The 24156-nt window shown below is 69.2% G+C and carries 17 protein-coding genes; 8 read left to right on the top strand and 9 right to left on the bottom strand.

What is annotated here, in order from left to right; translation table 11 throughout:
- Positions 1–565: 565 nt before the first annotated feature.
- The 4 genes from ACFYYF_RS11165 (at position 566) to ACFYYF_RS11150 (ending at position 3239) form a co-directional block, all read left to right on the top strand.
- Complete coding sequence (locus ACFYYF_RS11165; protein ID WP_388773774.1) at positions 566–1678, top strand: aminotransferase class V-fold PLP-dependent enzyme; 1113 nt, start codon at positions 566–568, stop codon at positions 1676–1678.
- A 138-nt stretch (positions 1679–1816) separates the two neighbouring features.
- Complete coding sequence (locus tag ACFYYF_RS11160) at positions 1817–2434, top strand: hypothetical protein (RefSeq protein ID WP_388773772.1); 618 nt, start codon at positions 1817–1819, stop codon at positions 2432–2434.
- Positions 2435–2451: 17 nt separating this feature from the next.
- A complete protein-coding gene (locus tag ACFYYF_RS11155; protein WP_388773771.1) occupies positions 2452–2652 on the top strand; it encodes a hypothetical protein in 201 nt (66 codons plus the stop codon).
- A 176-nt stretch (positions 2653–2828) separates the two neighbouring features.
- Complete coding sequence (locus tag ACFYYF_RS11150; RefSeq protein WP_388773769.1) at positions 2829–3239, top strand: VOC family protein; 411 nt, start codon at positions 2829–2831, stop codon at positions 3237–3239.
- A 233-nt stretch (positions 3240–3472) separates the two neighbouring features.
- On the opposite strand, the gene ACFYYF_RS11145 is transcribed toward ACFYYF_RS11150, so the two are convergent.
- The gene (locus tag ACFYYF_RS11145; protein ID WP_388773767.1) at positions 3473–4801 is read right to left on the bottom strand and encodes a PQQ-binding-like beta-propeller repeat protein; all 1329 of its coding nucleotides are present in this window, start codon (positions 4799–4801) and stop codon (positions 3473–3475) included.
- Positions 4802–5237: 436 nt separating this feature from the next.
- Here ACFYYF_RS11145 and ACFYYF_RS11140 point away from each other — a divergent pair, with 436 nt between their 5' ends.
- The gene (locus ACFYYF_RS11140) at positions 5238–6047 is read left to right on the top strand and encodes a tetratricopeptide repeat protein (RefSeq protein ID WP_388773765.1); all 810 of its coding nucleotides are present in this window, start codon (positions 5238–5240) and stop codon (positions 6045–6047) included.
- Positions 6048–6234: 187 nt separating this feature from the next.
- Here the strand turns inward: ACFYYF_RS11140 and ACFYYF_RS11135 are convergent, their stop codons facing one another.
- From ACFYYF_RS11135 to ACFYYF_RS11125, 3 genes are all read right to left on the bottom strand, one after another.
- Positions 6235–6717, bottom strand: a complete 483-nt coding sequence (locus tag ACFYYF_RS11135) for a hypothetical protein (protein ID WP_388773762.1) — start codon at positions 6715–6717, stop codon at positions 6235–6237.
- Positions 6718–6854: 137 nt separating this feature from the next.
- On the bottom strand, positions 6855–7121 hold the full coding sequence (locus tag ACFYYF_RS11130) for a hypothetical protein (protein ID WP_388773760.1): 267 nt from the start codon (positions 7119–7121) through the stop codon (positions 6855–6857).
- Complete coding sequence (locus ACFYYF_RS11125; RefSeq protein WP_388773757.1) at positions 7118–8023, bottom strand: hypothetical protein; 906 nt, start codon at positions 8021–8023, stop codon at positions 7118–7120. The genes ACFYYF_RS11130 and ACFYYF_RS11125 overlap by 4 nt, the downstream gene beginning before the upstream one ends.
- A gap of 301 nt (positions 8024–8324) precedes the next feature.
- On the opposite strand from ACFYYF_RS11125, the gene ACFYYF_RS11120 reads away from it, so the two are divergent.
- Positions 8325–8711 carry a hypothetical protein gene (locus tag ACFYYF_RS11120; RefSeq protein WP_388773754.1) on the top strand — a complete coding sequence of 129 codons (387 nt, stop codon included), beginning with the start codon at positions 8325–8327 and terminating at the stop codon, positions 8709–8711.
- A gap of 86 nt (positions 8712–8797) precedes the next feature.
- On the top strand, positions 8798–8986 hold the full coding sequence (locus ACFYYF_RS11115; protein ID WP_365486950.1) for a hypothetical protein: 189 nt from the start codon (positions 8798–8800) through the stop codon (positions 8984–8986).
- A 69-nt stretch (positions 8987–9055) separates the two neighbouring features.
- On the opposite strand, the gene ACFYYF_RS11110 is transcribed toward ACFYYF_RS11115, so the two are convergent.
- Positions 9056–9289, bottom strand: coding sequence for a hypothetical protein (locus ACFYYF_RS11110; RefSeq protein ID WP_388773752.1), 234 nt, complete (start codon positions 9287–9289; stop codon positions 9056–9058).
- 253 nt (positions 9290–9542) lie between these two features.
- On the opposite strand from ACFYYF_RS11110, the gene ACFYYF_RS11105 reads away from it, so the two are divergent.
- On the top strand, positions 9543–11054 hold the full coding sequence (locus ACFYYF_RS11105) for a DUF4246 domain-containing protein (protein ID WP_388773750.1): 1512 nt from the start codon (positions 9543–9545) through the stop codon (positions 11052–11054).
- Between the two features lie 28 nt (positions 11055–11082).
- Here ACFYYF_RS11105 and ACFYYF_RS11100 read toward each other — a convergent pair whose 3' ends face one another.
- From ACFYYF_RS11100 to ACFYYF_RS11085, 4 genes are all read right to left on the bottom strand, one after another.
- The gene (locus ACFYYF_RS11100) at positions 11083–11766 is read right to left on the bottom strand and encodes a dihydrofolate reductase family protein (protein WP_388773747.1); all 684 of its coding nucleotides are present in this window, start codon (positions 11764–11766) and stop codon (positions 11083–11085) included.
- Positions 11766–12272 carry an SRPBCC family protein gene (locus ACFYYF_RS11095; protein ID WP_388773745.1) on the bottom strand — a complete coding sequence of 169 codons (507 nt, stop codon included), beginning with the start codon at positions 12270–12272 and terminating at the stop codon, positions 11766–11768. Before ACFYYF_RS11095 ends, ACFYYF_RS11100 begins: the two co-directional genes overlap by 1 nt.
- A gap of 3 nt (positions 12273–12275) precedes the next feature.
- Positions 12276–12617, bottom strand: a complete 342-nt coding sequence (locus tag ACFYYF_RS11090) for an ArsR/SmtB family transcription factor (protein WP_388773743.1) — start codon at positions 12615–12617, stop codon at positions 12276–12278.
- A gap of 132 nt (positions 12618–12749) precedes the next feature.
- On the bottom strand, positions 12750–24089 hold the full coding sequence (locus ACFYYF_RS11085; RefSeq protein WP_388773740.1) for an amino acid adenylation domain-containing protein: 11340 nt from the start codon (positions 24087–24089) through the stop codon (positions 12750–12752).
- Positions 24090–24156 lie beyond the last annotated feature (67 nt).

The following is a 24156-nucleotide window of genomic DNA, read 5'->3' as shown; positions in this document are numbered from 1 at the left end:
TTCGGCTTCGGCTTCGGCTTCGGCTTCGGCTTCGGCTTCGGCTTCGGCTTCGGCTTCGGCTTCGGCTTCGGCTTCGGCTTCGGCTTCGGCTTCGGCACGAGTCTTGTTCTCGGTGCCGGCGAATGGGACGGTCGGGCATCTTCAGAGGGGGGTGCCCGAGCGTCCCATTCGCGGCGAGGGCTAGATGCCGGGTGGGTTTGCGTGCCCTATGACGGGTCGGCATCCGGTACGGGGCCGCACTGCGGGCTGCGGCACCCGGGCCCGGCACCGGCCGGGGGCGGGGCCGGGGGCCGGGACGCGCCAAGGGCCAGGACACGGGCCCAGGATCAGAACGGGTCAGGGAACTCGTACGGCGATACGGCAACACGGCGACACGGCCACACCTCGGGAGAACGCCCCGGGTCGGTCCGCGCGAAGTGCGGCGCGTACCGTGCAGGGCGGGTGGAATCAGGTCCGTCGAACCGGCGGCACCGCCCACTCGCCCGGTGGCCCCACCGTCACACCCCCCCAGGCCCGACGGCCCCGCCCCGTCCCGTCCCGTCCCGTCCCGGAAGGAACGAGTTCCGTGCTCACGTCGTACGCAGCCCACTTCGACACGCCCGCCGGGTATCTCGACTTCGCACGGTTCGGTCCGCCGTCGCGGGATGCCGTGGCGGCCACCGCGCGGGCCATGGAAGAGGCAGCCCGCGCCGACCACACCACCGTGGACGCCCTGATGCGCGCGGAGTCGGTCGCCCGCGACACGGCCGCGCGCCTGGCGGGCACCGACAGCGGCCACACCGTGCTGCTCCCCAACGCCTCCACCGGCCTGTTCCACGCCGCCCTCGGCATCCGGAGCGGCGTGGTCCTCACCCCGCGCACGGACTTCCCAGCCAACCACTACCCGTGGCGCCGCACCGCCGAACTGGGCCGGGCCACGCCTCGCTGGCTCGACCCGACGCCCGGCGGCGGAGTCACCCCGGACCTGGTCCGCGCGGCTCTGACCGACGATGTCGTCGCGGTGTCCGTCAGCGCCGTCGACTTCCGCACCGGGTTCCGCGTGGACCTCGCGGCGCTGCGCGAGGCGATCGGCCCGGACCGGCTGCTGATCGTGGACGCCATCCAGGCCTTCGGAGTGGCCGCGCTGGACTGGGACGCGGCCGACGTGGTGGTGGCGGGCGGCCAGAAGTGGCTGCGCGCAGGCTGGGCGACCGGCTTCGCAACGCTGTCCGATCGCGCGCTGGAGTCGCTGGAGCCGGTACTGACCGGCTGGACGGGCGTCGAGGAGGTCGGCGTCTTCGACGGCACGGAGCACCCGCCGGCGGCGGACGCGCGACGGTGGTCGATCACCAACCTCAGCCCGGTGACGGCAGCGGCGTTCGCGGCCGCGCTGGAGCTCGTGGAGCGGCACACGGTCACGGCGATCGAGGCCGCCGTCGCCGAGCGGATCACCGAACTCACCGAGACCGTGACCGCCCACGGCGGCCGCGTCCTCTCCCCCACCGACCCGGCACGCCGCGCGGGCATCCTCTCCTTCACGATGCCGGACCACGACCCGTCGATCGTGGCAAAGGCCCTGCACGCCGAGGGCGTCACCCCGACCGTACGCACCGACTCACTCCGCCTCTCCCCCCACGCCTCGACCCCACCAGAGGCTTCCGAACGAGTGGCGGCAGCTTTGTCATCACTGGGGACCTGAACCTGAGACACGGTCCCATCGTGAACGCAGGTGAAGGCGCCGATGAGAAGGTCTGCCAGCCCCTCATGCCCTTGACGAGTCCGGCTGCGCGGGAGCGGGTAGGGAGGACTCGCACCCGTCGCGTGTTTCGGAGGGACGTTGCTGACCATCCTGATATCCGTGCTCGCAGTCCTCGTGTCCGTCGGGTCCCTTGTTCTGGCGTACGCGTCCAATCGCCGTTCGCACATGCCGGTCCTGCAGTTCATGTGGGAGAGCGCGCAAAGCGATTCCAGTGAACCGAAGTGGTGGCTCGTCAACGTCGGAACAGGCCCGGCAACGAACATCGTCGTTGCGCAGACCGTAAGAACAGGGCTCACCAGAGGACTCAACGGAGAAGTGTGGTTCAACCCGGTGCTGGTGCCTTCAATCCCGGCCGGGGAGAAACTTTCCTTGTCGTGGCTCGGCGGGACCATGGGCTTGGAGTCCGGCCTCGGAGCCAGCTACACGGACGTTGAGCGGTACTTCTACACCACCAAGTGCGGCGACGACGTCTCAATGTTCTTCAGTGGGCTGCATCTTCCTCGTTGGCCACTGTTGAAGCTCAACGGCAGCAAGGCCGTCAAGACCTGGTGGGGCGTGGAAGACCTGGCCGGCCCTCCATGGTCCTCGGTCACGGCTGAGCACGTCAGGCGACGCTGGTGGTTGCCTTCGCGCTTCGGGCTGTCCCGTCGCCTCGGCGGTTGGGCGGATCCAGTGCTCTCCTACCGGCCGCGGTGACCAGGCAACATCGAACCGTGTCAGCGGAGTTGTGCCTTCAGCTCGACGCCGAGGTGTTCAACCATCAGAACTGGATGATGGCCGATGGTCGGCGGGACCAGTTCGTGCAGCAACTCGAAGCCCTTGCAGCCGACGAGGACGCCGGCGTGCGCGCGGAGGCCACGCGGTTCCTGGGCGGTCCTGAGGCGGAAGTGCCTGCTCCTGCCGGGAGTGAGTAGAACAGCTCGCGCAGCGGTGCCTGCACGAACTCCCGCATCAGCTCCAGGTGTTCCGGGTTGCAGGCCCACAGCCATGACGCAAGTATGCGATCCCTGGGCCGGACCATGCTCATGCACGGAAGCGGGTCGTGGCAGGTCGTCGTGCGGCTCATTTGTTCTTGTGACAAGATCGCGGAATGCTTCGACTGACCGACTTCATCATCGATTGCCCGGACACGATGAAGCTGGCGGCCTTCTACTCCGAGGTGACGGGGCTCCCGGTCACGGAGGGCAGTGACGAGAACTGGGCCGGTATCCCCTTCGGCGAGGTCGAACTGGCCTTCATCCAGGTGGATGACTACCGGGCCCCGCAGTGGCCCGACAGCGAGCACCCCAAGCAGTTCCACCTCGACTTCGAAGTCGACGACATCGAGACCGAACAGCGCCGAATCCTGGCCCTCGGCGCGACCCTGCAACGGGACTGCACCAGCCCCGACGGCTACGGCTTCCGCGTCTACACCGACCCCATCGGCCACCCCTTCTGCCTCTGCCGCAACAAGGGTGTCACCTGGACCGATCAGGGCCCCGTCTGGCCCAAGCGCGACTAGTCCAGCCGAAGGCTGACCGTGCCCCGGCCTCCCGATCGAGCGGTGGGCAAGCAGCGGGAGCAGAGCAGTCGAGACCAATGTCGAACCCACGGTGAGGTCGCCGCCGGGGCGGTTTTCGTTTCTTGTCAGCCTTGCCCCACCGTGGAGACTCGGCTGACCTCATGTGGAAAGACGCGCCCCGCGTCAACACGCCCATTGGGCAGGGCGATAGCGAGGTGCACGCCACGATGGGGTCAGTCCGTGGCGATCAGCACGCCTCCCTCATCATCACGCCAGCCGATGCTCACCGCCCCGTCGCCGATGTCACGTACGTCGAGTTGTTTGCTCTCATCCGGAACGGTCATGGCCGGCAGCCGCAGGGTGTGGAGCAGACGCCCGGTGCCCGAGTCGAGGACGAGCAGGTCGGCGCGGATCCTGCGCCGTGTGTCCTTCCCCGTGAGGAACGGCTGGCGTATGACGTACACCCGGCCGTCGGCGATCTCGGGGAACCCGTACTCCTGGCCGGCCGGCGCCCGCAGCTGCCAAGCAAGGTGTCCGTCCCGGGTGCCGTAGGCGCGCAGGAGAGTGTCGTGGTCCTCCTCGGACCGGTCATCGGGGTTGATGGTCGACAGTAGGACGCCGCTTCCCGCCGCGACCGCGTCCCACGCATCCGCGGCCTTGAGAGCACGCGCTGTGGCCCCTCGGCGGTTCACGTCGAGCAGTTGAATGACCGGCGGGCTTTGGTCCGAGTCGGGTATGACCAGCGTGTGCTCGTCTCCCCTGACCATCAGCCCGGGGGCCGCGGTGCGCCGCTGCCACAGAACCTCGCCCGTGCGGTTGTCGATACCGAGCAGGAGGTTGTACGTGTCCCTGGCGGGGTTCGTCACGTTGCAGGCCAAAGGGACGACGCTCAGGTGGCCCGGCAGGGCGTACGCGGTGATCATGAGTCCGTCGGGGCACGATGTGGGCGTCTTCGCAGTCCACAGACTCCGGCCGTCGCGCTCGGCGAAGGCACGCACGGCGCCGGGGGCCTCGGTGAGAGCCTGGCCGCCGGCGATCGCCGTGGTCCGATGGCCCTCGGCATGCTGGATGTCCACGTGCCACAGCCGCTTGCCCGTGCGCAGATCGACGCCGATGACCTTCCCGTCGCCGAAGGCGGCCACCACGGTGCGTTCCGACACGTCGAACGTATGCACACCGGCCTCCGAGTCCGGGCGCTCGTAGCGCCAGTACTCCTTGCCGGTCCGTACGTTCACCGCGGCCACCCCGGAGAGCGAACCTGTCCGTCGTACGTACAGTCCGTGGACCAGGGCTTCATCGAATCCCGAAGTCCGACGTACGACGCGTTCAGGCGCGACCGGGGATCCGGCGCCGAACGCGGCGGGAAAGGGGCCTTGGGCTCCGGTGACCACGTCCCGTGGCTGGTGCCCGTCCTCCCACACTTGGCCGGCCACGAGGAGGAGCACCGCGATGAGCAGCACCCACACCCGGCCGCGGACGAAGGACCGCTCTTCCGTAACGTTCGAAACAGGCTTGCCCGGTCCCCCCGACAGCCCCACCCCTGGTTCTCCCAGCAAGTTCATCCGTCGCGCCATGACAGCCCCCCGGCCCCGCCCCTGATCACCGTGATCCGATGGCTGAGGGATTCTCACCTTCCCCGACAGGGCGGCACAAGAGCTGCGGTGTGGTTGCCGTGGCTCGCCCGCCTGGCGATCTACGGCACTGGATGTGAACGGGTTCGCACCAAGGCCCCTGCCCGACGCAGTAGACGTGATGTGCGAGCGCACGGCGGAGTTGGGGTGCTGAAACAGGTGTCGGAGCACTGGGCAGCAAGTGGGTGGGGCCCGCTGCACCGCACGCCCCCCGCCGGAGTCCCGATGGCGGATATCCGACCGGCAGGCCCTCCGCGTTCTCGTGTGAGGCCCGGTCCGTGACGATCCGTCAGCCAGCGCATCCGGTGCTGCCGGCCATTCCCGCCCCGTGGCCGAACTCCACGCGCACTATCCATATCCTCCAGCCATGAGATTCTTCCGACCGCGCGCCAAGCGGACGACCGAACCCCCCGTGGCGCGGGCCATGGCCCTGTACACGGCCGGGCGCTACGCGGAGGCGGTGACCGAGGCGAGTGCCGTGGCCCGGTCGCTGCCACACGATGACACGTACACACCGCTGGCACTGAGCATCACCGCGAACGCGACGGGCGCCCAGGGCCGCCACGCCGATGCTCTCGCCATATACGACGAAGTGCTGCCGGCCGTCGGAAAGAGTTTCGGAGCTGATCACTGGCAGACCCTCAAACTGCGCTCCGACCGCGCCCAGACGCTGGCCGAGCTCGGTCGGTACGCCGAGTGTGAGGCAGAGTGTGCGGCCGTCGCCCGGACCGCGAGCGGCGGTGCAGGGGAGCTGCAAAACGTAGTACGGGCCGCCAGCAACGGGCTGGTCTTCGCGCTCAGCGCGCAGGACCGCCACCCGGAGGCCGAGGCGCGCGCCCGCGAGGCCCTGGCCACCCACCCTGAACCGGACCGGCTGACTCTGGCATTGCGGATCGGCCTGGCACGCAGTCTCAACGGCCAAGCCCGCTACGAGGAAGCCCTCGCAGAGGCGGAGCACGCCCGTGAACTGCACCGCAGCCTGCCCGGCGGAGAGAACCGCTCAGTGACCGGCTCCGTCGAACTGGTCATGGCCACGGCCCTCTTCGGACTACGCCGCGCCACCGAAGCTCGCCTTCATGCCACAGCTGCACACGATGTCTGTCTGGCCTCATTCGGCCCGGACCATCGCCGCACACTCGAGGCTCAGGCTCTGCTCGACCGAATAGCCGATGCTTGATCGGACGCGCACCGCGGCTCCGAGCGAGGGCGCCCCAGGTAGGCCCTCATCCACACAAACAGCCCGGACAGCTCAGCGTGGCGGTGTCCGGGCTGTCCGGTCACACACCGCTGCGGTACCCACGCAGGTGGTACAGCCCGCCGACGAGCCGAACTCCGATAGACGCGTGCCAGATCGTACGGAACACTCACGCAAGCGGATCGCGCAGCTTGTGGATCTCTGGGCGCACCTTGTCCATGAGGTCGTCCCTGAGCATGGCGTTGAAGGCCCGACGAGCGGCCAGCGCCTGTTCGTTGATCTCGGCGCCACTGCGCAGCTGCCGCACATAGGTCTGCCGCACCAGGTGCTCCGCGGGCAGATAGGTGTCCTTCAACCACCGGTACAGCTCGTCCGAAGCCAGCAGCAACAACCGCCGATACGCTTCGTCGCGGGCCCGGACGCGCCGGTTCAGTTCCTCCTGCTTCTCTGCCCAGCCCGTCTCCTGGATGTACGTCAGCCAGTCCATCCACAGACTCGTCGCCAGCATGAAGCCCTCGATACCCGCGAGGCGCCGCTCCTGGGCCTTCTCCAGCAGGCTGGCCCGCAGCCGTAGCCGCTCCACGGACCGCGTGGCGAACGCGGTCAAGAGGCCCCCGACCACCGCCGCAACAGCCGCGATCACAGCAGCCATAGTCGCGCTCCCCATAGTTGCCCTCCCCCATGAACGCTCACAGGCGTCAACCGGCCACGTGGAGACCGTCCCAGTTCTTCGTCTCATTCAGTTACGTTCCCTCGGGCAACGAGGTAATCCATGTGCGTCGACGGACCTCATGTCCCAATGCCGCCTCGACCTGTCGGGCGCTGTGGGGGCTCTTGGGGAGTTCCCTCTACCGAAACAGAGGCGGGATCGGCAGCCTCGTGTGAGCCCTGGACATGAGGGGAACCGTCTGGGCCTGCTCGAAAGGCGCGCTGTATCTCGCGCCAAGCGCGGATGATCTCGGGGATCTTCGACAGCACCTCGGCGATCTGCGTCAGCAGCAGCATGACGCACCCGAAAGAAGCCAGGATCACCAGCGTCACGTCGTCCCAGCTCATGACGACTGTCCCGGAGTCCGCTGAAGCGGTGCTCGACGGCCATGCAGGCTGAGTCTGGCGGCCCCCAACCGCACCTCCACGCCGTCGCCGGCATCGTGCATCGTGGCGCCGGGGATTCCGATCCTGGGTGCTGTCAGTGAGGTTGCGACGTCATCGGCGTAGGGGAAGCCGTTCCATCGGAACGTCCATCGGTCCGCCGAACCCCACAGCCGCTTCCCATAGCGTTCTTCGCTGCCGTCGCTGAGCCAACCAGAACGTTGCAAGGGGTCGGAGAACCAGTTGCCGATCGCCCACCTGCGCCCAGGGTCCTGAGTCGCGATTCTGGTCGCGAGACCGGCCAGCAGGCGTTCCGCATCCGTACCCATGCCCGGTACTTCGTCCAGCTGTGCCTGCTCCGACCTGGTCAGCGGCTCGTCAGTTGAGTAGAAGTCCCATCGCGGGGACGGACGCCGTGAAGCACCCCAGGTACCCGACGGGTTTCCTGTGACCACCAGCTCCGCGCCCGTGGGCAGGTGACGTGCGACGTAGGTGCGTCGACCGCGAAACTCTTCCAGCCTGAGGCCCGGTAGCGAGCTTCCTCCGTCGCGGCTCGGCAGGAGGTACGGTGCCACGTTGTGCGGAACGTCCGTGATGAGGACGAGCCGGTCGTAGCGGGGCGACACCGTGATGTCGTAGGCCACGAGGGTGTGCAACCCCCAGTGGGCGGGCGGCCGAGCTTCCCCGAGTCCCAGCCGGTTGAAGAGCCCCAGTGCCAACAGCGCGCGCAAGGTGCGTTGTTCGCTCGAGCAGGTGTCAAGGCCGAGTGACTCGTCCCGTGGAACCCCAGCGAACGCCGCTTCCTTGGGCTCGCCGGTGAATCCCATCCGGGTTCGGGCAAGGGCCTTCTTCACGCTTTCAGGCATGCTGATACCTCGATGCCACCCGGCCGGCTCTCTCGGTCACATACCTCGTGAACCCATCAACAGCGTTTGCGGAGTTGGGTGCACCACACCCATCTGCAGCGTCCACGGTGTGCCGGGCCTGTGGAGACATTGCCGCCCTTCGACTCTCCGCGAGCCGAATACGGGCAGCCTAGCGGATGGTCGAATGGAGATGGCCAGAGTCCTCCTGGACGCCTTGGTCGGCGGTCCCGGTCTGTCGTGGGCAGGTGCCGAGCGAGGTCGTCGAGACGGTCGGCCAAGACGTCCCCCGTAGGATCCGGGCATGAACGGCAAGGGGTGGGGAGCCCTCTACGGGCTGTGCTTCGCTGTCGCACTCGGCTGGGGGGCCACCGGGCTTGTCGAGGGTGGCTGCGACTGGCACTACGACGGCCAACGCAGCGCGTGCGGGGTGCCCGACGGCTACGGCCGGTATGCCGCCGTCTTCATCATCGCGGCCCTCTCATTCCCTCCACTGTGCTGGACGGTGATCCGTACCGACGACTGGCGACCGTCGTTGGGGATCTCTGTCGGTGCTGCCAGCGCTTTGGCGATCACCCTGTCCACGGGCACCACCCGAGGATTCCTGATCCTGGCGGCAGTCGAGGCAGTCGTCGCCATGGGAGTGCCGTTGATTCTCAGGACGTCGGTCGCACGAAGGCGCGGACGATGAAGACGATCAGATGCTCCACGCTCATGTGTACGCTCGGAGTCGCCGCCCAGAGAACGACGGTGCAGGTCGTGCGGGGAATGGGGACCATGAGCAGGAGACGTTACGTCGCCCGGGGTGTGCCGGGTGGGTACCGGATCTGGGACAACCGTGGACGTCGTTGGTGGGGTGATCTCTACGAGCTGTGTCCCGACGATCTCGTGGCCGAGCTCAACGGCCAGGCGGATCCCGCCCGGATCACCGCGCTGACGAAGCGCTACAGGGCGCTGAAGCGGTAGCCGACCCCGGAGCGTGGCTCACGAGTGACCGGAAGGAGCCCGACCGCCTGGCCACACAGGCCCGGTCCGTCAGACAAGGTCTCGCCAGAACGGGACCGTTGCTCGCGGGTTCCAGTTCTCGTCGGCCTCGCCTCGCTCGTCGTCGAACTCCCGGTGCATGGCTTCGGCGAACTCGAAGCCGTACTCGCGCTCGATGCGGGTGAACTCGGCGTCGGTCAGTCCCGGTTCGAACGTGTACAGTCCGGTCTCCGCCAGGCGATGTGCGGCCTCCGCGCCGAGGCGCGCTCCCTCTGAGTTGATCACCGCCGCACGGTAGCGCCAACCATCGCTCTCGTCACGCGGGTTATGGCCGCGCACCGCCTCCACACACGATCGTGCAAGACCGAGCACGCCCGGGTGCCCTGAGGCCGACTGACGATCCGCGTCGGTCCCGGACAAGCTGCGTCGGTCCCGGACAAGCTGCGTCGGTCCCGGACGAACTCCGGCCACGGCTGCGGTGTCAGTCCGCTCACGTATCCTTCCGGCCACCGCACACCGACTCGGAGGACCGAGACAGTTGACTGACCTGCCTGCCTTTCCGCTGCCCTTTCACGCTTCCCGTTCCATAGCGTTCGCGACCCCGCGAACGCTGCGGGAGCTTCAGATGATGCAGTGCAGCGCGCACATCCGGGCGAAGCCGGCGTGGTTCGACAAGATGAACGATGCCGGAATCGTCGCCAAGTGGACGCGAGAAGCGGTCGCCCAGGGCCTCACCGAAGCTCAGGTGCGTTACGTACTCGACGAACTCGTGCACTACGCCGCGCTGCGGGACGGGCGAACCGGCGTCGAGGTGTCCGCCGTCGACGGCGTGTGGCAGTCGGACACCCTGATCGACGACAAGCTCGGATCCCGGCTGCGCGAGGCGGTCCGGGTGCTGGAAGAGGTACCCGAAGCGGAGCGGGACTGGCATCCCGGGTCCGACGGCCAGGTGCTGGATCTGGTTCATCCCTCGCTGTTCTGCCTGGTGCGAGAGGCGAGCGGCGCACCCGAGCGGGCTTGGCAGAACCCGACGAACCGCTACTCGAAGTACGAGTTCTCGGAGAAGTTCCAGTGGTTGCCGACGGACGTCGACGTCAGTGACGACGGTGATGTCACGTTCCGTTCGTACGTCAACAACGTCCACCCCGAGACCCATGCCGAACTGGCCTCCGTCCTGCCGGACTTGTTCGCGCGCATGCGCCCGTTGCTGGAGAACGTGCTCACCGATCTGCGCCATCCTCGGCCCCTGCGGATCGAGGCCGATCCTTACGGGTGGTACGAGTCGCGGGAGCCGGAGTATCCGGACAAGGCCTCGTACGGCGATGCCGAGACCTACGCGGAAGCCGTCCGCGTCTGGGAAGAGGCGCACGACGACTGGTGGGAGAACCGCCGCCCGACCATCCCCGACGCCCCGGCCTTCGCCTCGCCCGCGCTGCCCGACCAATCCGCCCGGGAAGACCTGCGCGGCCGCGGTCTCCAGGTCATCGTCAAGCTCGCCACCATTCATCTCACTCCGGACAAGCCCGAGTACCCGGGCGGATCCTGGCACGTCGAGGGAATGCTGAACGAGCGGATCGTCTCGACCGGTATCTACTACTGGGACAGCGAGAACATCACGGAGAGCCGGCTGAGTTTCCGGGCGGCACTCGACGATCCGCAGTACGAGCAGAGTGACGACAACGGCGTGCGTGAGGTCTATGGCCTGGAGGACGAGGACGCGCTGAACCAGGTGCTGGGATCGGCGGCGACGCCGGCGGGCCGCTGCCTGGCGTTCCCGAACATCCTGCAACACCGTGTCGGTTCGTTCCGCCTCGCGGACGACACCCGACCGGGATACCGCAAGATCCTCGCGTTCTTCCTCGTCGACCCGTCGGAAAGGATCGTCTCGACATCCGACGTTGCACCGCAGCAACCGTGGTCCGCGACCTCGACCATGACGCTGGAACAGGCGCGGAACTACCGCGAACAACTCATGCGGGAACGCAAGTTCTTCGTAGACGAGCACAACGAGCAGCTCTACGAACGGGAGTTCTCCCTCTGCGAGCACTGAGCGGTCCGGGAGGGCGGCGGGTGTGTTGTCAGGGGTGGTGACGCGGCTGGCGCGGGCGCACGGCGTAGGTCAGGTGCGTCACCCGCGGCGACGGTTCCGAACGGACCTGTTCCAGCGCGATCCTGGACGCGTCGATACCGTCGAAGAGGCGGGTGCCTGCGCCGAAAAGCACCGGTGACACCGTGATCGAGAACTCGTCGACCAGGCCGGCGTTCAGGTACTCCAGGATCGTCGTGCCGCCGCCGGCGATGCGGACATCGCGGTCGCCGGCGGCCTCGCGGGCCCGGTCGAGGGCGTGCTGGATGTCGTCGACGAAGTGGAACGTGGTGCCGCCGGGCCGCTCCCACGGGTCGCGCCCGGTGTGCGTCACGACGTAGACCGGGGTGTGGAAGGGTGCCTCCTCCGGCCAGGACTGCTCGCCGAGGTCGAACATCCGCTTGCCCATGACGCTCGCTCCGGTGCGCTCGAACGTCTCGCGCGCCACGTCGTTGTCGCACCCCTCCTCGCCGCCCTCGCCCAGCTTCAGGTTCTCCCGGAAGAACCGCAGCGGGAACACCCACTGCTGCAGCTCCGACCACTGCGCCATCCAGCGCCGTACGTCCGGGTCGTCCTGCCTGCCGGGCGCGAACAGTTCGTCCTCGACGGGCACGGACTCCGGTGCGATGAAGCCGTCCAGCGACATCGACACGCTGAAGAACACCTTCCCGGCCATCAGCCCTCCGCCCCCTTCCGCGCGAGGTCGGTGACGTAGGCCGCCAGGCTGCCCAGGGTCTGCCGGCCGCCCTCGACCGCGTGGTACTTCTCGACCGCCTCGTCGCGCAGTTCCTTCGAGGGGAACACCGTGCGCATCACGATCCGGGTCGCCGTGCCGTCCGGAGCGAAGGTCAGAACCGACTCGAAGGCGTTCGGGTCGTCACGGAACTCGCCGTGCAGCAGCTCGATCCGCTCCGCCCGGGCGATCCGCAACCACCGGATCCATTCGGGGTAGTCGGTCCCGTCCGGCCCGTGGAGCACGAAGACCCACTCCCCGCCCTCACGGAACTCGAAGGACCGCGTGGTGGTGGTGAACCCCTCCGGACCCCACCACCGCGACAGGTGCCGGACCTCGGTGAACGCCTCGAACACCAGCTCTCGCGGGGCGTCGATGACCCGCGAGATCACGATCTCCCGGTCGGCCGTCGCCGTCTCCGCCGGCGTTTCCCGCCTTGCCCCAGCCATCGGTCATTCCTCCTGCTGTGTCTGCTTGAGATCCTGCACGTAGGAATCCAGCCGGTCGAAGCTCTCGTTCCAGAACCGCTCGAATCCACCGACCCATTCGTGGACCGGCCGCAGCCCTCGGGCGTCCAGGCCGTAGAGGCGCTGCTTGCCCACTCCACGGACCCGCACCAGCCCCACCTCCCGCAGCACACGCAGATGCTTGGACGCCCCTGGCTGGCTCATCCCCAGCTCCTGGGCCACGTCGGTCACCGGTCGCTCACCTGCCCGCAGCAGCACCAGGATGTCCCGGCGCTGGGGCTCGGCTATCGCGTTGAACGCGTCCGACGTCGTCGCTGCTCGTGCCATACCAGCCATCGTATTCCCATATCGGAATACGTCAAGCGGACCGGGAGCCGCGGGCCGCGCCCTGGGGACCAGGAGTCCCAGGGCGCGGCCCGGCGGTCGAGGTATCGGGCCCAGCGATCGCGATGGCGGTGCTCACCGGGCCAGCTTGCGGGCGATCACCTCCATGATCTGACCCGCGGGCCTGGGCATGTGCAGGTCGTGGTGCGAGGCGTCCACGTCGTACTCCTCCAGGGAGCCGAGCACGTACGGGCGCCAGCCGGGGCCGTACGACGACAGCCCGTCGGTCTTGTCCGACTTCGCGTTGAAGTAGAGCATGTCGCCGCGGTAGACCGGCGACGCGAAAACGGCCATCTTGTTGAGGTTGTTGGCCCCCACCTTGGACATGTCCTCAAGGAAGCCGTCCAGGTTGTCGGTGTTCATGTACTGGCCGAAGACTTCTTCGACGTCACCCCGGTACATCGCCGCCGTCCGGCCGGCCACCTGCTTGAACGGGCTGTCCGGGGCGGTGGTGGCCGGTGGGGCGTCCAGCACGGCGACGAGGCCGACCCGGTGGCCGCGCCGGTCCAGCTCCGCCGCGGCGGCGTGCACGACCGGGCCACCGAACGACCAGCCGATCAGGTGGTACGGGCCTTCCGGCTGGATGGCGAGGATCTGGGCGAGATAGTCCTCGACCATCTCCTCCACCGAATCCGCCAGCGGGTCCTTGCCGTTGGAACCTCGGGACTGCAGGGAGTACGCCGCCCGGTCCTTCACGTGCGGGGCGAAGGTGAAGAACGCCCAGCCCAGGCCGCCGCCTCCGTGGAAGAACCACAGCGGCGGCTCGCCCGTCCCGGGATCCCTGTTCAAGGGCAGGACGACCCCGTACGAGTCGCTCTGGTCGTCCTGAGTGCCGCCGACGACGACCAGCCCGCCCAGCTCGGCCGCCGTGGGGTGGTCGGTGATCGTCCTGAGGGGCAGGTCGACGCCGAACTCTTCGAGAATGCGGGCGCTGAGGCGGGTGGCCAACTCCGGATTCCCGCCGAGCACGAAGAAGTCGTCGTCGACACCGACCCGTTCGAGGCCGAGCAGGTCGCCGAAGAGGGCGCAGAGCTTCTCTTCGTGAGCGTTGCGCGGACCGCGGCGGCTCGCCTTCAGTCCCGTCTCCGGGACGTCGATCGCGCCGACCGGCAACTGGGGTTCGGCGATCAGTTGTTCCAGCACTGACACAAACCCGGCGGCGATCGTCTCGGCCGTTTCCCTCTCGAAGAGGGTGGTCGCGTAGATGAGATCGCCCCGCAGCGCACCCGAACCGTCCTCGGCCAGACTGAACATCAGGTCGGCCTGCGCGGTGGACGTCAGGTGCTGCTCGAACTCGACCTTCAGACCGCGGAGTTCGAGTTCCCGCTTCTCGAAGTTCTGCCACGCGAACATCACCTGGAAGAGCGGCTGGTAGGCCGCGGAGCGCTCGAGGTCGAGGGCTTCGACCAGCGTCTCGAACGGCAGGTCCTGGTGCTCGTGGGCCGTCAGTGCCTTGTCCCGCACTCTCGCGAGGACGTCCGTGAACGACGGATCGCCGGAGAGGTCCACCCGCAACACCTGGGTGTTGACGAAGAACCCGACCATGTCCGCCAGCCCCTCGTCGGTACGGCCGGCGATCGGATTGCCGATCGGCACGTCCTCGCCGCCGCCCAGCTTGCCGAGCAGCACGCCCAACGCGGCCTGGAGGACCATGGACAAGGTCATCCCGCGTTCATCGGCCAGTCTCCGCAAGCGGGCCGCGGACTCCGGTCCGACGACGACGTCGATCACGGCGCCCTCGGAACTCCTCACGGCGGGCCTCGGGCGGTCCAGCGGCAGGCTCAACGGCTGCGGCACCCCGTCCAGTTCCTTGCGCCAGTACGCGCACTGCGCCGCGGCCAGGCTGTCCGGATCCGCCACGTCACCGAGCAACTCGCGCTGCCACAGCGCGTAGTCCTTGTACTGCGCGGCCAGCGGCTCCCACTGCGGCGCCCTGCCGTCCAGGCGCGCGGTGTACGCCTCGGCCAGATCCCGTGCCAGCGGCGCTCCCGAGGTGCCGTCCGTGGCGATGTGGTGGACGACCAGGACCAGGACGTGCTCCTGGGCGGAGCGTCGCAACAGGGTTGCCCTCAAGGGGATTTCGGTCGCCAGGTCGAACCGGTGCGCGGCGGCCTCGCCGATCGCGCGGGACTCGTCCTCGGGCGTCACGTCGACCACCGGAACTCGCACCGGCGCCTGTGCCGCCGACAGGATGCTCGGTTGTGGCTCGCCGTCGGTGTCCATCACATAGGTGGTGCGCAGAATCTCGTGCCGTGCGACCACGTCACCGATCGCCGACGCGAGGGCGGCTTCGTCCAGCGGCCCGGTCAGCCGGAACGTCGGGGAGATGTTGTAGGCCGCCGCACCGCGATCGAGCTGGTGGAGGATCCACATGCGGCGCTGCGCGAACGACAGGGGAATGGGGGCGTTCTCCCCCGCGTGGTCGCGCGGCTCGAACCTGAGGCGGCGGGGACCGGTCGCCTTCCTCGACCACTCGGCGAACGCGGCGACCGTCGGCAGGTCGAAGATCTTGCGGATCGGTATCTCGATCCCCATCTCGGCGCGGGCGCGGTTGATCAGCCTGGTGGCCAGGAGCGAATGCCCGCCGAGCGCGAAGAAGTCGTCGTCGATGCCGACCCTCTCCAGACCGAGCAATTCACTGAAGAGGGAACACAGCTTCTTTTCATGGGAGTTGCGTGGTCCGCGGCTGCTCACGGCGGTCGTGTACGTCGCGGGCAGGGCCCGTCGGTCGATCTTTCCGGCCGGATTGAGCGGGAGCCAGGAGAGCGGTACGACGGCGGCCGGGACCATGTAGTCGGGGAGGCGTCCGCGTACGTACTCGGGCAGCTCCGCCAGCAGCGGACCGATCACCTTCGCGAGCGCGGGGGCGTTCACCCGCAGCCGGTCGACCGCGGCGCCGGGCACGAACCCTCCGGTCATGGCCCGCCTCTCGTCCTTCCGCTCGGGAAGGAGAATCACGTCGAAGGCGTGGGCTGTCTCTCCCGACCAGGTGAGGACCGCGTCCAGGCCCTGGCGCCGCGCCCATGCGGCGACTTCCTCCGGATCGAGTGGTGCACCGGTGCCGCCGACCGTCCCTCGGCCGCCGGCGGAACCCGCCGACGCGGCCTCCTCGGTCAGCCGTGCGTTCGGGATCCCGGTGACCCGCACCGGGCCACCGTCCGCCCGCTCGACGCAGCCACCCAAACCGCCCGGGCCATCGCAGCCGGACCGTTCCCGGTCCCACATCACCGCCGGCACACCGGAGAGGTCGAGCAGGTCCGCGGGCGCCTTGTGCAGGACGACCTCGTAGCGGTGCCGGGTCAGCTCGTTGTGCGCGTGCCCCGCCTTCAGCCTGATGTCCACGCCACCGGCATGGTCACGCGCCCACTCGGCGAACCACTCCGGAGCGACCACCAACTCCCGCTCTGCGAGCAGCGCCTGCTCCACCAGCGTCCGCACCTCGCTCAAGAACGCGTGAGGGTGTGCCGCGCCCTGCACCGCGGTGGTCAGAATCCGCAGGGTCGCGGCGTTGCGGACGTCACCGACGATCAACCGACCGCCTTCGGTCAGAAGTTGCATGGCCTCGCGCAGCACCCGGTCCAGGTACTCGGCGCTCGGGAAGTACTGCGCGACCGAGTTGATGACCACCGTGTCGAACGTTCCCCGGGGCAGCCCGGAGAGGTCGTCGGCCGCCTGGGCACTGAGCCGGACTCGATCCCCGTGGCCGGCCTCCTCGGCCTGGGCCCGGACCCGGTCGACGACCGTGGGCGAGATGTCGGTGCCCCAGTACTCCTCGACCTCCCCGACGATCTTCGCCAGCAGCAGCCCGGACCCCACGCCGATCTCCAACACCCTGCGTGGCGCGAACCGCAGCACTTGGGCCACCGCCGCGTCCCGCCACTCCCGCATCTGCTCTAGCGGTATCGGCTCACCGGTGTAGCTGGAGTTCCAGCCCTGGAAGTCCTCGCCCCATGCCCCTTCGGCCGAGACTGTGTAGGTGTCGTCATAGACGTGGCGCCACTCCTCGACCTGGGCCGCGGTGTCGGGGACGGCGGCGTCGGGGTCGGGTTCGACGTAGGCGACCAGGCGCTGGTCGCCCTTCTGGTCCTCGCGGACCACGACGGCGACCTGTGCGACCAGGGGGTGTCCGGACAGGACGTGGTCGATCTCGCCGAGTTCGATGCGGAAGCCGCGGACCTTGACCTGGGAGTCGGTGCGGCCGAGGTATTCGACCTGGCCGTCCTTGTTCCACTTCACCAGGTCGCCGGTGCGGTACATGCGCGCTCCGGCCGGACCAAACGGGCAGGCCACGAACCGCTCGGAGCTCAGCCCGCTCTGGCCGAGGTAGCCGCGGGCCAGGCACATGCCGGCGAGGTAGAGCTCGCCGGCGACGCCGGGCGCGACCGGACGCAGCGCGGCGTCGAGGATGTAGACCTGGTTGTTCCAGATCGGGGTGCCGATCGGGACGCGGTCGGCGCCGGGCACGTGCTGCCAGCCGGTGACCTCGACGGTGGCCTCGGTGGGTCCGTAGAGGTTGTTGGCGGAGCAGCCGGGGAGCAGGTCGGTGAACCGGTTGGCGAGGGCGGCGGGGAAGGCCTCGGCGGCCACCTCGATCCAGCGCAGGCTGGTGCACTCCCTGGCGGCCGGCTCGGTGACGAACGCGGAGAGCAGGGAGGGCACGAAGAACGCGGCGGTGACCTGCTCGCGCTGGATCAGATCGGCGAGGTAGGCGGGGTCACGACGGCCCTCGGCACTGGCGACCACGACACTGGCGCCCGTCTGCAGGTTGGAGAACATCTCCGGCACCGAGGCGTCGAAGCTCGCCGAGGTGCTCATCAGCATCCGGTCCTCGACCGTGACGTCGAAGTGTTCCAGGCCCCATTCGATCCGGTTGGTGATCGAACGGTGGGCGACCGGAACGCCCTTGGGGCCGCCGGTCGAGCCGGAGGTGAAGATGACATAGGCGACGTTGTCGGACGACAAATTGCGCTCAGGATCACTGTCCGGATACTCCGACACGTCCGGCAGCATCCCGTCGAGCAGCAGCAGAGGGTCGGCCACGGCCAGGACGTGGCGTACGCGTTCGGCGGGCAGTTCGGTGTCCAGCGGTACGTAGGCGGCGCCCGCCTTGACCACCCCGTACACGGCGACGAGCAGGTCGACGGAGCGAGGGATCTTCACCGCGACGAGCTGCTCGGGGCCCGCGCCCTGTGCGATCAGCCAGTGCGCGAGGCGGTTGGCGCGGGCGTTGAACTCGGCGTAGGTGAGCGTCTCGTGCTCGCCGATCACCGCGACCCGGTCCGGGGTGCGGCGCACCTGTGCCTCGAACGCGTCGGGCAGGGTCGTCTCGGCGACCGGACGGGCGGTGTCGTTGATCTGCCGCACCAGGCGGTCGTGTTCGTCCGCACCAAGTACGTCGATGGTGCCGATCGGGGTCGTGGGGGCGGCGGCGACCTGCTCCAGGACCCGGACGAACCGCGCGACGATGTCGGCCGCCGCCTCCTGGTCCAGCAGGTCCTTCTGGTACTGCAGGACCAATTGGAGTTGGGGATCGGCCGCGGCGGCCAGGATGACCGGGTAGTGCGAGCCCGCGAACGGGCGCAGTCCGGTGATGGCGACACCGGCGGAGGAGTTGGCCTCTGCGATGGCTTCGCGGTCGATAGGATACGACTCGAAGACGACCATCGTGTCGAACAGTGAGGTCAGCCCGGTGGCTTGCTGGATCTCGGCGAGGCTGTGCTGGTGATGGTCGAGCAGGGCCGCCTGCCGGTCCTGCAACTCGGTGAGCAGGTCCGCGAAGGTGATCTGCCGCGCGCAACGCACCCGGACGGGCACGGTGTTGATGAACAGGCCGACCATGTCGTCGACGTCCTTCACCGCGGGCGGGCGCCCGGACACCGTGGCTCCGAAGACGACGTCGGAGTGGCCGGTGAGACGGGCGAGGAGCACGGCCCAGGCCCCCTGTACGAGGGTGTTGAGTGTGACGCCGAGCTCCGCGGCCCGTCGGGACAGGTCCTGCTTGCCCTCGAACGCCACTTCGATGGTGCCGATGCCCGCTGAATCGTGCCGAGTTCCCGCGTGCGGCACGAGCAGGGTGGGTTCCTGGACACCGTCGAGTTCGGCCGCCCAGACGCGAGCGGATTCCTCATGGTCGTGGTGGGAGAGCCAGGTGAGGAAGCCGCCGTAGTCGCGGGTGGGGGCGAGCGTGGCCGGGTCCCCGTCGGCGGCGTAGAGCAGGAGCAGGTCGCGCATGAGGAGCGGCGTGGACCAGCCGTCGAACAGGACATGATGGGCGGTCAGGACGAGTTCGGCCCGGCCGGGTTCGAGGACGACAAGGGCCAGCCGAATCAGCGGCGGAGCGTCCGCGTCGAAGTAGGTGGTCCGGTCCTGGTCCAGGAACCGCTCAAACTCCTGGGTGCGGTAGGGCTCTTCGGTCGCCGTCAGGTCGTGGTGCTGCCACGGCAGCATCACGGATTCCGGTATCACCTGTACGAGATCTCCGTCCGCCCGGTCGACGAACGCGGCGCGCAGGGCGGGATGTCGGTCCAGGAGCGCCTGTCCGGCCCGGCGCATCCGTTCCGGGTCGACCGTGCCGGACAGGTGGAACACGAGTTGCATGTGGTAAGCGTCGAAGGACGATCCGGCGAGCATGGCGTGGAACAGCAGACCCGACTGTGCGGGGGTGGCCGGCCACACCTGGGCCAGCTTGTCGAAGCGGCCCTCCCAGGTGTCGATCTCGTGTTGGGTGACCGTGACCAGAGGCGCGTCGCTGGGTGTCAGTCCCCCGGCGTCGGTGGTGGTGGTGTGCAGGGCGAGGGCGGTCAGCGCCCGGACCCACAGAGCGGCCAGGTCGCCGACCTCCTCGCGGGAGAGGACGCCGGTGGGGAAGCCGAAGTAGGCGGTCAGTTGCTCTCCGTTCCCGGTGTCGGTGGCGACCGCGTTGATCTCCAGCGCGGACAGCACCTCCATGTCCGGGTCCGGTGCGGCGATCAGGTCGGCGTGCGTCGTGTCCGGGGCCCAGCCCAGGCCGCGTAGTTCCTCGGGGATGTCCGTACCGGAGGTCCTGCCGAGGTAGTTGAACCCGATGTGCGGGCGGCGCGTCCCTGCCAGGGTGGTGGCGGTGTCGGGGTTGAGGTGGGCCAGCAGGCCGTAACCCAGGCCCGCGTCCGGCACACTGCGCAGCTGTTCCTTGACGGCCTTGACCGCCTGGCCGGCCGCGACGCCGCCCGCGAACGCGTCCGCCAGGTCGATGCCGGTCACGTCCAGGCGGACCGGGTACATGGCGGTGAACCAGCCGAGCGTGCCGGACAGGTCCGCGCCGGGCACCAGGTGTTCCTCGCGGCCGTGACCCTCCAGCCGGACCAGGGCCGATGACGCCGGAGGTCCGGACACCCCGCGCGTCCGTCGCCAGCGCGCCAGGGCCAGCGCGAGACCGGCCAGCAGACCGTCGTCGACGCCGCCGCGGAACACCGTGGGCAGCGTGTCGAGCAGGGTCTCGGTGACGTCGGCCGGAACGCTGACGCGTACCGTGTCCAAGGTGGCGGCGACATCGCGTGTGCCGTCCAACTCCCTTGCGCCCAGGACTGGTTCGTCGCCGTCCAGGATCCGCTGCCACAGAGGCAGTTCGGCGACTCTGTGGGGGCGGACGGCCTCCTCGGCCAGGGCGTGGGTCCAGCGGCGCAGCGAGGTGCCGGTCTGCGCCGGTCGCGGGGTGGTGCCGGACCGGATCTGGCGCGAGGCGGCCACCAGGTCGGGGACCAGGATCCGCCAGGACACCCCGTCGACGACCAGATGGTGCAGCACGATCAGCAGCCGACCGGCTCCGGCGTTCGTTCCCTTGCCCGCGTCGGCCGCCTTGCCCGCGTCGGCCTCCGTGCCCGTGTCGGCCGCCGTGCCCATGTCGGGGGTAAACCAGACGAACTGCGCCATGACGCCCGCGTCCGGGTCGAGGCGCCCCGCGGCGGCGTCCAGCTCGGCCTGCACGTCGGCGTCGGCGACGACCTCCCGTAGGAGCGTCCCTGCCTCCACGCCGCCCGCGGGCTCCATCCGCAGGCCCGGCCGGATCCTGTCGAGCCGGGAGCGCAGTGCGTCGTGCCGGTCCAGTACGGCCTGCAGGGTCGCGGCCAGTCCCGTACGGTCCATGTCCTCGGGCAGGGTCAGCAGCGCGGACATGCAGAACCGGCCTATGCCACCGCTCAGCGCGAGCACGTGCGCCGCCGTCGGTGGCAGCGGTGCCCAGCCGACACCCCCGCCCTCCAACTCCGCCAGTTTCACGTGTTCTTGTTCGGTGCGGCCGTCGACCAGCTCCGCGAGCCGGGCGACGGTGCGGTGCTCGAAGATCTCCCGCGTGCTGACGACGACACCGCGCGCCTTGGCCCGGGCCACCACCTGGATGGAACGGATGCTGTCCCCGCCGCCGGCGAAGAAGTCGTCGTCCACACCCACCTGTTCGGGTACTGCGCCCAACACGTCGGCGTACACGCCGGCCAGCCTCCGCTCCGTCTCGCCGCGCGGCGCCCGGTACGCGGAGCCGGCGAACCGCGGCTCGGGCAGTGCGGCACGGTCCAGCTTGCCGCTCGCGGTCAGCGGCAGCCGGTCGAGGACCATGAGGTGGGCGGGAACCATGTAGTCGGGCAGCCGCTTGGCCACGAACCTCCGCAAGTCCGCCACCGAGACGCCGGCGTCCAGGGCGAAGTCCCCGTCTCCGGCGCCGCCTTGCACCGGCACCACGTGGCCGACGAGCCGCCTGCTGCCGGAGGCGCCATTGCACACCGTCACGGCGGCCCGGCTGACGGCGGGGTGCTGGGCCAGGACGGACTCGATCTCGGTGGGTTCGACCCGTATGCCGTTCACCTTGACCTGGTGGTCGGCGCGGCCCTCGTACCTCAGTCGGCCCTCGGTGTCCCAGCGGGCCAGGTCGCCGGTGCGGTACATGCGGGTGCCGGGCGGGCCGAAGGGGCAGGCGACGAAGCGCTCGGCGGTGGCGGCGCCGTCCCGGTGGTAGCCGCGGGCGACAGGGCCCGCCACGTACAGCTCCCCGGTCACGCCCGGTGCGACCAGGGCCAGTTCCGGTCCCAGGACGTACGCGCGCATGTTGGCCAGCGGCGCGCCGACCGGTAACGCACCGGCCCCCGTCCACTCCCGCGGGACGGCGAACGTGGAGGCGTAGAAGCTCTCGGTCTGACCGTAGGCGTTGACGACATGGGTGCCGGGCAGTGCCTGGTGCACCCTGCGGACCAGGTCGCCGGAAAGCTCCTCACCGGCGAACACGATGGTCTCCACGTCGAGGCGAAGGCCGGTCGGACCATCGGCGGCCCATTGGTCGAGGAGCGCGGAGACCAGACCCGGTACGGCGCTGATGGTGGTGCCCGACCATGCGTCACGCTCGGCGAGTTCGAGGACGTCACGGACGATCTCGACGCTCGCGCCGCAGGTCAGCGCCGTGAAGATCTCGAACACGCTGACGTCGAAGTTCACCGAGGTCGCCGCGAGCGTCCGCGATCCGGCCTCGACGCGAGTGCGCCGCGCCAGATCCTGTACGCCGTTGACGACGGCGGCGTGGGTGACCGCGACGCCCCTGGGGGTCCCGGTCGACCCGGACGTGAACATCACGTACGCCAGGTGATCGGGCCCGATGCCGGCCGTTGAGGCGTCGACTACGGGGCCGTCCAGGTCCAGGTCGAGGTCCAGGTCGTCGAGGTGCAGCAGCGTAGGCGCACAACCGGCGACGGTGTGTGCGGTGTTGTGGTCCGTGAGCACCAGAGCGGGGCGGGCGGTGTCGAGCAGGAGACCGACGCGTGCGGACGGGAAGGCCGGGTCGACCGGCAGGTAGGCACCGCCTGCCTTGAGGACGGCCAGCAGGGTGACGGCGAGGTCCGCCGAGCGTGGCAGCGCCACGGCGACGAGGGCGTCGGGTCCCACCCCGTGTTCGCGCAGCACCGCGGCCAGCCGGCCCGCGCGGACCTCCAACTCCCCGTACGACAAAGAGGTTCGTCCGCACACCACGGCGGTCGCCTGCGGGGCCCGTGCCGCCTGGGCGGTGACGAGCTCCGGGATCGTGACCATCGGCGCGGGTGCCGTCGTCTCGTTCGACCGCGCCAACCCGGCCCGCTCGGTCTCGGTGAGCACGTCCACCGCGCCGAGCCTCGTCCCCGGGTCGGCGACCACCTGCCGCAACACCCGCACGAAGCGGTCGACGAAGGTCTCGGCCGTCGTGTGGTCGAACAGTTCCGTCGCGTACTCCAGGCGTCCGTACGCCATCCCGGAGGCGTCGGGGACGATGTTGAGGAACAGGTCGAACTTCGCCGTCTCGGTGCCCGGCCAGACGAGGGTGCCCCTCAGGCCCGGCACCTCGATCTCCGGCCAGACGAACTGCCAGGCCAGCATCACCTGGAACAGCGGCTGGTAGGCGGTGGTGCGGTCGGGGTCGAGGAGTTCGACCAGGTGCTCGAAGGGGACGTCCTGGTGGTCGTACGCGGCGAGCGCCCGCTCCCGTACCTGATCCAGCAGATCACCGAACGCCGGGTTGCGGGACAGGTCGACGCGCAGCACCCAGGTGTTGGCGAAGAACCCGATCAGGTCCTCGAGTTGCTCGTCGGGACGGCCCTCGATCGGGCTGCCGATCGTCAAGTCGTTGCCCGCGCCGAGATGGTGCAGCAGCACCGCGAGCGCGGCCTGCGCGACCATCGGCGCCGTGGCACCGTGCCGCGCGGCCAGTTTCCGCACCCCGTTCAGCAGTTCGGGTTCCAACTCGAACATGACCTCGGCACCGCGGTGGCCGGCCGAGCCGGGCCGCGGCCGGTCCAGCGGCAGTTGCACCGGCTGCGGCGCCCCGGCGAGTTCGCGGCGCCAGTGCTCCAGCTGCTCCGCGGCGACGCTGTCCGGGTCGTCCTCGTCGCCGAGCATCTGCCGCTGCCACACGGTGTAGTCCTTGTACTGGACCGGCAGCGGGGCCCAGTCGGGCGCGGTGCCGTGCCCGCGCGCCTCGTAGGCCGACAGCAGGTCCCGGACGAACGGCGCCATCGACGCCCCGTCCGCCGCGACATGGTGGAACACGAACATCACCGTGTGTTCCCGCGGCGAGACACGGAACACGGCGGTCCGCAGGGGAAGGTCCCGGTCCAGCTCGAAGCCGGCGCGCACCGTCTCCAGCATCGCGTCGTCCACCGCGTCCGCGGCCACGTCGACCACCCGGAAGGGCGGCGCCGCCTCCTCCGCGGGCAGGACCCGCTGCTCGGGAACGCCGTCCTCGTTCTCCACGAGCAGGGTGCGCAGACTCTCGTGCCGGGTGACGACGTCCGCCACCGCCGCGGCCAGGACCGCCGTGTCCAACTCCCCTTCCAGGCGCAGCGCGAAGGGGATGTTGTACGTCGCGGACGGCCCCTCCAGCCGGTACAGGAACCACAGCCTGCGCTGAGCGAAGGACAACGGGATCATCGGCTACTCCTCAACGTTCATCTGTCGCGGCAGGATTCGGTTTCGACCTGGCCGATTCATCGATCCG

It is taken from the genome of Streptomyces sp. NPDC001914 (assembly GCF_042891215.1).
Taxonomy (GTDB): Bacteria; Actinomycetota; Actinomycetes; order Streptomycetales; family Streptomycetaceae; genus Streptomyces.
The sequence above is the reverse complement of the archived record's forward strand: the minus strand, read 5'-3'. Positions and strand labels throughout refer to the sequence as shown.